General features: G+C 39.6%; 7 protein-coding genes. 3 read left to right on the plus strand and 4 right to left on the minus strand.

Going from position 1 to position 7,064, the window contains the following annotated elements:
• Position 1: 1 nt before the first annotated feature.
• A complete protein-coding gene (locus tag ACTB1O_RS10850) occupies positions 2 to 211 on the plus strand; it encodes an MTH865 family protein (protein ID WP_462995155.1) in 210 nt (69 codons plus the stop codon).
• 70 nt (positions 212 to 281) lie between these two features.
• On the opposite strand, the gene ACTB1O_RS10855 is transcribed toward ACTB1O_RS10850, so the two are convergent.
• The 3 genes from ACTB1O_RS10855 to ACTB1O_RS10865 form a co-directional block, all read right to left on the minus strand.
• Positions 282 to 554, minus strand: coding sequence for a type II toxin-antitoxin system RelE family toxin (locus tag ACTB1O_RS10855; RefSeq protein WP_462995156.1), 273 nt, complete (start codon positions 552 to 554; stop codon positions 282 to 284).
• A complete protein-coding gene (locus ACTB1O_RS10860; RefSeq protein WP_462995157.1) occupies positions 554 to 835 on the minus strand; it encodes a DUF7557 family protein in 282 nt (93 codons plus the stop codon). The genes ACTB1O_RS10855 and ACTB1O_RS10860 overlap by 1 nt, the downstream gene beginning before the upstream one ends.
• Before the next feature lie 87 nt (positions 836 to 922).
• The gene (locus ACTB1O_RS10865; protein WP_462995158.1) at positions 923 to 1,822 is read right to left on the minus strand and encodes a metal-dependent hydrolase; all 900 of its coding nucleotides are present in this window, start codon (positions 1,820 to 1,822) and stop codon (positions 923 to 925) included.
• Between the two features lie 109 nt (positions 1,823 to 1,931).
• Here ACTB1O_RS10865 and ACTB1O_RS10870 point away from each other — a divergent pair, with 109 nt between their 5' ends.
• A complete protein-coding gene (locus ACTB1O_RS10870) occupies positions 1,932 to 5,093 on the plus strand; it encodes an Eco57I restriction-modification methylase domain-containing protein (RefSeq protein WP_462995159.1) in 3,162 nt (1,053 codons plus the stop codon).
• Positions 5,094 to 5,148: 55 nt separating this feature from the next.
• On the opposite strand, the gene ACTB1O_RS10875 is transcribed toward ACTB1O_RS10870, so the two are convergent.
• Complete coding sequence (locus tag ACTB1O_RS10875) at positions 5,149 to 6,243, minus strand: type I restriction enzyme HsdR N-terminal domain-containing protein (protein WP_462995160.1); 1,095 nt, start codon at positions 6,241 to 6,243, stop codon at positions 5,149 to 5,151.
• A 439-nt stretch (positions 6,244 to 6,682) separates the two neighbouring features.
• On the opposite strand from ACTB1O_RS10875, the gene ACTB1O_RS10880 reads away from it, so the two are divergent.
• Positions 6,683 to 7,064, plus strand: a 382-nt coding sequence (locus ACTB1O_RS10880) for an alpha/beta fold hydrolase (protein WP_462995161.1), incomplete at its 3' end; no start/stop codon positions are given.

Genomic DNA, 7,064 nt, shown 5'->3' on the forward strand with positions numbered 1-7,064 from the left:
GATCTCAGGCGCACTTGCAGAAGCAAAATTTCCTGTAAAAACTCCTGAAGATTTAATTGCGGCGTTTCCAAACGGTGCCGACACCACATGTCAGGCAGGAGACCTTAAGATGACTGCAGGCGAGGCAGGAAAGCTTCTCAAAGCAACTGACTTTCCATTTAAAACCGCAAAGGATGTAGCAGACACAATTGTTGACAGGGCAGGGCTCTGAAAACAAAATTTTATTTTTTACGGCTTTATATATCCCTTCGAAACGCCGTTTCTTTAGTGGGAATTTTATTCTAAAATTTTCTGTAAACGCTGCTCCTGTGCCCGATTTCGATTACATGTATTACCATCACGTCATTTAAAACAGACATAACCGCCCTGTATTGTCCTATTCTAAGCGAATACAAAGGAGGGTCGTCAAATCCGTGAAGGGTCTTCAGGAAAGAAGCCGGATCTTTTTCTCCAGCCAGGCTTTCAAGTACTGAGATAAATTTAAGTGAAATCTCACGCGGGAGCTTTTTTAATGCATGACGGGCTGAGGATGAATACCTGAGCTGAAATACCATCAGGCATCAGTCTCTTTTTTCCGGGGGACTGATTTGTTATCGCTTCCTTCGGCCACCCCGAGATCAAAGAGGATTTCTTCGTGCGTATAGTATATTCCCTCGCGGTATTCTTTTAGAGATTTTTCAATTGCCTGAAGGGTTTCTTCGCCAAGAGGCTCGTCATCGACCGCCGATTCAATGAGGCGGGTGATAACATCATCGAATGACTCACGGGGATGCTTTTTAAGCAGGGAAAGACTGTCCCTCGTATCCGGCCGTATTCGGATTGAAGTGGACTGCATACATAAGTATGCACACATATGCATAATAGATTTTTGGATGTCTGCATCCTGTTAATATCCAAAATTACAAAATTCATCATAAAAATTTCATTGTAATGGCAATTCAGCCAGGTATTCACGATGATCCGGCGGGTAAAAGATAAGTCCTGAAACTCTCAGGGGATCATATGCCATGACAATTCCTTCTTTTCGCTCGAATACGACAAGATATGAATTGTACCTAAGCCTCTTCATCTCCGGGTCGTCTGCGAGTGAGGAAATTTCCTCTTCCCCTACCCCGTCTCTTTTTTTGTACACTGATTCCTGGTACACGCCTTTGATCAGTGAATACCGGCTGATGGTGTATTCACGGCTGTCTTCTGAGACGAGTATCCAGTGCAGGGGATTAAATGCAGGAATTGTCTTGTAATTTGGAAACTTAACGGCGACAAAACCTTTTTTTATGAAGGAGAAGGCGATGAATCCAAAAAAGACAATTCCCCAGTCATAAATATCACCCGCTCCTGCAAATCCGGTGACGAACAGAACGAGAAACACAACGCTTGTGACTGTTAAAAAGAGGCTTGGTCCCGGGAATACGCCAAGAGTATATTTTTTATCCGTCATCGGATATAGCAGGGGAATCCCCGGATATGCAAGATAATCAAGCGTTATATGAAGGAGTGCTCCCCCCGCCATCATTAAAAAGCCCAGTATCCAGAATCCGCATTCTTCCGGAAACTGAAAAGCGCCAAAAACACCTGTAAGCTGCAGAAGACATACTGAAGAGAAACCGGCGATTGACAGAAGAACTGCTCCTGCAATGCTGTGAGTGATTCCGCCGTGGGAGAAAATATACAGGCGGGAATCAGAGCCTGAGCCCAAAAAGCGCTGCATAAGGATATCCATATCAGGAAGAACTGTTCCGATAACGCCGAAGCACACGAGAAAAATGTCGGTGTGCCCTGAGAGGAGAATCACGGAGAAGGCGTGTGTCAGGAAGTCCATGGATGATTTTTGGTGGGAAAGGGGATTAAATGGTTGGGGGGAGGAGTGGGTCTAGGTTAAAAAATGAAATCAGAATCCTTTTATTGTGAAATATAGCATTTGAATTTATATGTCCGCTCCCAAAGAAATCATAGAACTTGTTGACCGATTCAATCAATATAATTCAAAATATACGTCTCCTTCCTATAACGAAACGCAGGTTAGGCGCGAATTTATCGATCCTTTTTTCAAGGCACTGGGCTGGGATGTGGATAATAATCAGGGCTATGATGAGCGGTATAAGGAAGTTATACATGAAGATGCCGTAAAAATCGGAGGTAAGACTAAAGCTCCGGATTATTCATTCAGGATTGGCGGTGTCAGGAAATTTTTTGTTGAGGCGAAGAAACCGGCGGTTAACCTGAAGGAGAATCCAGAGCCCGCCTACCAGCTCCGGCGTTACGCATGGAGTGCCAAACTTCCTATCAGTATTCTAACGGATTTTGAGGAGTTCATAGTTTTTGACTGTACCAAAAAACCTTCGCCAAAAGATCCCTCTTCAAAAGGCCGGATAGTATACTATACCTATACTGATTATATTGAAAAATGGGATGAGATTGAAAATCTATTCTCCAAACAGCAGATACCCAAAGGGGCTCTTGACGATCTCGGAGAGAGCCTGATCAAGAAGAAAGGCGGGAAAGGCACCACCGGTATTGATGAGGCATTTCTGGCTGAAATTGAAGGCTGGCGTGACGTTCTTGCAAGGAATATTGCTCTTAGGAATAAGGAACTGTCTGTCAGGGAACTGAATCTGGCTGTACAGAAGATTATTGACAGGATCATTTTTCTTAGAATTTGTGAAGACCGGGGGATCGAAGAATACGAGCAGCTTAAGGCATATGGGGACGGAAAGGACATTTACAAAAACCTGATTAAACTCTTCCTTCATGCCGATGATAAATACAATTCAGGCCTTTTCCATTTCAAAAAGGAGGAAGGAAAGGACGAACCCGATATTCTTACAAATACTCTTGATATCGATGATAAAGTTCTGAAACCCATTCTCAACAATCTATATTATCCAGAGAGTCCGTATGAATTCTCCGTTCTTCCTGCCGACATTTTGGGACAGGTCTATGAGCAGTTTCTGGGAAAGGTCATCAGGCTTACAGGTTCTCATCAGGCGAAGATCGAGGAGAAACCGGAGGTCAAGAAGGCCGGGGGAGTATTCTATACTCCGACATATATCGTGGATTACATTGTCAGAAATACGGTTGGAAAACTTGTGGTGGGAAAAACCCCGAAGGAAGTTTCGGAGCTGAAGATAGTTGATCCTGCCTGTGGTTCGGGTTCGTTTCTTATCGGTGCATACCAGTATCTTCTCGACTGGCACGTGAGCTGGTACATGGATAACCTTGCTCCCCTATTGATGGAAGGGAAATCTGCAACCGATAAGGAAGTTCTGGAACTTCTGCCTGTAAAACCCAAATCAAAACAGAAGGGCAGAGGCCGAAAGAAGTCCTCGGGTTCAGAGCATGATTTCCCTATATACCAGATGAGTGAGAACGACTGGCGGCTTACATCGGATGAGAAGAAGAGGATTCTGATAAACAATATTCACGGGGTCGATATCGATCAACAGGCCGTTGAGGTTACTAAACTCTCTTTGCTCCTGAAGGTTCTTGAAGGCGAGAAGAGCGAGAGGATAACAAAACAGCTGACCATCACTCAGGAGAGGGTCCTTCCATCACTCCATAACAATATCAAATGCGGAAATTCTCTTATCGGTCCTGATATTTATTCCGATATCCAGACGACCTTCGATGACGATGAGGAATATTACAGGATCAATGCCTTCGACTGGAAGAGGGAGTTCTCAGACATCTTTAAGAATGGTGGTTTTGATGTGGTGATCGGGAATCCTCCTTATGTGCGGATTCAGGCAATGAAGGAATGGGCTCCTGTGGAAGTGGAGTTTTATAAGAGATTGTATGAATCGGCAAGTAAGGGGAACTATGATATCTATGTTGTTTTTGTTGAAAAGGGACTTTCACTTCTGAATAAAAATGGAATTTTAGGATATATTCTCCCTCATAAATTTTTCAATGCAAAATATGGTCAGCCTTTGAGAAAAGTAATCTCAGAAGGCAAAAATCTGAATGGAATTGTTCATTTCGGTCACCAACAGGTTTTCAAGAATGCAACAACATATACATGTCTTTTATTCTTAAGTAGAAAAGAGCAGGAATCATTCATCTTCGAAAAAGTAGATGCAATAGATTCTTGGAGAGAAAACGGAGATTGTATTTCAGGGGATATTTTTTCAGAAGAAGTAACTGATCAGGAATGGAATTTTGTTGTAGGGGAGCACTCAGCATTATTCAAAAAATTAGATTCGATGCCTGTTAAATTGGGTGATATTGCAGACATATTTGTGGGATTACAAACAAGTGCAGATAAAGTTTTTATTTTAACTTTGATAGAAGAATATCCAAATTATTACAGATTAAAATCTGAAGTATTGAATGAGGAAATTAATCTTGAAAAAGGGCTGTTGCATCCGGTTTTGAGCGGAACAGATGTTAAAAGATATGGAAGTCTTCCGAACCGACAATATATATTATTCCCCTATTCTGTTTTAAATAATAAGATTGAAATGATTCCTTTTTCTGAAATTGAGATAGAGTATCCTCAAATTGCATCTTATTTAAATAAAAATAAGAAACTTCTTGAAAATCGAGAAAAAGGAAAAATAAAGAATGAAAGATGGTACGGATATATCTATTTAAAAAATATGACTATTCAAGATAAGGAAAAGATATGTGTTCCTCGACTTGTTGATAAATTACATGCCGCATATGATAGTAATGGCTCTCATTTTCTGGATAATGTTGATGTTGGCGGTATAATATTAAAGGAAATTTCCTCTCGTAATATCTTTAAATATCTACTTGCTTTACTAAATTCAGAGTTGTTAAGGTGGTATTTTCCGTTTATCAGTGCACCTTTCCGAGGTGGATATTATTCAGCAAATAAACAATTCTTAACTCAAATCCCTATCAGAACAATCGACTTCAGAAATTCCGAAGATGTCGCACGCCATGACAGGATGGTCTCTCTCGTCGAAACGATGCTTGACCTGAACAAGAAACTCGATGACGCAAAACTCGGCAGTGAGAAGGAGATGATCCAGCGGCGGATCGATGCGACGGATGATGCAATCGATAAACTCGTCTATGAACTATACGGGCTTTCTGAAGAAGAGATTGCGATTATCGAGAGTTCATGAATACTGGATTTAAAATTGAAAAACCAGTATCATATCCCGATCGTATTTTTTTTAGTTATTTTTCAATTACTTCAAGATATTCAGTATATCGTTCCCTACACCCTTCTAAAAGATCATCATAAGTCATGAGATTAATTCCTTTACGATAATCCATTATATCCCACGCTTCTGGAGATATTTTATTTCCAATGAGGAATCCCTCCACTGAACGGTAATTTTTTGCTTTATACTGCTTTGTTATTCTTAGATACATTTCTAATTGATCAATTTCATCTTTTGTCAACTCGATTGAAGGGCGTTTAATCTCTAAAATTAATAATTTGTTATCTTTATCAACAACAGCAAAATCAAAACGTTTTCTTGTGTATTCTGAGTGTTTCGTTTTCATTTCATCGCCGATAAATGTTCTAAGAGAACGATTGGAATGGACTAAGAAGTAATTTTCATTTATCAGCCACATGCTTTTTTCAAGAATTCGGTGGATGGATTCATCGGTGTTAATTTCATACGTATTTTCATCATGAATCATTTGTTCAAAAGTGTGTATTGTTTCAAGACGGCTTTTCACCAGATTTGAAATAGATGAAATCTGGAAAAGGTTCCATTGTTTCATTAAATCAGATAAGTCCTGCATTCCTCTAGCATCTTCTTTAGATATTTTTTCAATTACTTCTTTGAATGCAACACGTAAACGTTCATTTGAATTTACAATATTTTCTCCTAAAATTTCTAACAGATCAGATAAATATTTGATATCTCCTTCTTTGGAGCAAAAATTAACTAAATCTTCAATAATTTTTGGATTTTCGTTTATTAGAGTAATTAATTCTTCAGGTAAATCCTGTTCATATTTATCTACTATTTTTATTTCTTCAGGCGCTTTTATTTCTTCAATTTTTATTGGAATTGATTCATCATATGTCCAATCTAATTCATCAGCTCCTCGTTTTAGCATTTCTTGTACACGTGATAAAGATTCCTTGTCTGGAATCGCAAACCAGTTCCTGAATCGTTTTAATCTTAGGAATTTTCGTCCTGTTTTTTTCTCCTGTGCTACAATGAGGTGGAGCCAGCCAAATTTTCCAGATATTTTATAGATTTTTAAAATGTCATTTCTTTCATTCCAAGGAGGGATCTCATTTTCTGCCATTAATCAAGATAATATATGTTTAATTAAATTAAAGTTGTGCCAATAAATAATAACTAAATCTTAATGCCTTCATTTTTATTATCATCAAAATCTAACAAAAAATAATCTTAAACTATTTTACCAAGAGTCCAGGCTCTCACTTACGCTCAAGCAAAAATGAAACAACCTTATCTCTTAATTCGTCGACAGGAGGTGTGACCCACAGGCATACAATATGCAATGCCTCTCTGGCCACAGCAGAATTCTACCTGCGGTCTGTTTCCATTGCATAAACACCGTGACAAAAAAGAATATCACTGTCATGGATGCAATGCACAATCCGGTCAAAGACCAACAATCTATAAAATCTATAAGTGCATTGAAAAAATGTACTCATATTAATAAGAAATAATGAGAAGCCAAAAAACACTGAAAGATGGCATTTGAAGGAGGCGGAAAAATGAAACAGAAGAAATCAAAAAAGCAGGAGAGCACAGGGGATAATAAAAAAGAGATAATGAAAGGTGTATTCATATCCCCAAAGATAATTAAGACAAAATTCGGGGATGTAGAAATTGATATAACAGAAGGGGACGGTCCTGTTCTTATGGGCAGTCACGGAGGCCTTGGCGGTGTTGATCAGTGTCGTGCGGCAATTGACTTTGCAGGCTCTGATTTCAGGCTTCTATCAGTCTCCCGCCCGGGATTCCTCGGAACACCGCTTGAAAGCGGAAAGTCTCTTGATGAACAGGCAGATCTTTTTGCAGCAGTTCTCGACGAGCTTGGGATAGATAAAGTTGCGGTATTCTCAATATCTGCCGGCGGTCTTGCAGCATACACCT

The sequence above is a fragment of the Methanomicrobium sp. genome (assembly GCF_055145805.1).

Coding starts and splice junctions, on each gene's coding strand:
- ACTB1O_RS10870 (WP_462995159.1), top strand. CDS start 1,932: ATGTCCGCTCCCAAAGAAATCATAGAACTTGTTGACCGATTCAATCAA.
- ACTB1O_RS10865 (WP_462995158.1), bottom strand. CDS start 1,822: ATGGACTTCCTGACACACGCCTTCTCCGTGATTCTCCTCTCAGGGCAC.
- ACTB1O_RS10875 (WP_462995160.1), bottom strand. CDS start 6,243: ATGGCAGAAAATGAGATCCCTCCTTGGAATGAAAGAAATGACATTTTA.
- ACTB1O_RS10855 (WP_462995156.1), bottom strand. CDS start 554: ATGGTATTTCAGCTCAGGTATTCATCCTCAGCCCGTCATGCATTAAAA.
- ACTB1O_RS10860 (WP_462995157.1), bottom strand. CDS start 835: ATGCAGTCCACTTCAATCCGAATACGGCCGGATACGAGGGACAGTCTT.